The sequence below is a fragment of the Neoluteolibacter marinus genome (genome assembly GCF_014904755.1).
Classification (GTDB): domain Bacteria; phylum Verrucomicrobiota; class Verrucomicrobiia; order Verrucomicrobiales; family Akkermansiaceae; genus Haloferula; species Haloferula marina.
This window is the reverse complement of sequence record NZ_JACZFQ010000209.1, coordinates 1-490: the sequence shown is the minus strand read 5'-3', so window position 1 is coordinate 490 and position 490 is coordinate 1. Positions and strand designations below refer to the sequence as shown.

The following is a 490-nucleotide window of genomic DNA, read 5'->3' as shown; positions in this document are numbered from 1 at the left end:
TAACCCGACACGGAAATCATGAGGAACAGGTTTCTCATATTGTTGACAAGCCGATGGGCGATGTTCTGATTGTCGTTTCCACCGATGTACCTGAAATTTTCAGGGCCGACTGCCTTGAGTACTGCCGGTCGACTTCCCCAGAGCGTCCATGTCGGGTCATCCCCCAGAGGGTCTTTCCCGATTTGCTGCTGACAGTGGAGCACTAGCTTCGGAATGTCGGACGAGGTGAGCATGCGGAACACTGGGCGCTCGATGCCAAGGGCACGCAGGGCATCGTCCTCTGAAACGCGCTGGTCGCGGTTCTGCGCGGGTTGCGGCAGTAAGGTGGGGTCGAGTTTATCAAAGAGCATCAGCTCGAGCAATGGTTGCGGGCGCTCCATCCGAGCGAAGAATCCAGGGAGACGAGCTGTAAGCCAGTCGCGCGCGGCGTAGTGCATTGAGCGACGTGCAAGCTGCACCTGGTGAATCGTTGCCCAGTGCCGATCAAGAC

1 protein-coding gene is annotated in these 490 nt (G+C 57.8%); it reads right to left on the bottom strand.

Translation table 11 applies throughout. From position 1 onward, the window contains the following. Positions 1-380: hypothetical protein (locus tag IG178_RS24510; protein ID WP_193215215.1), on the bottom strand; the 380-nt coding region annotated here is incomplete at its 3' end. Positions 381-490: the final 110 nt, after the last annotated feature.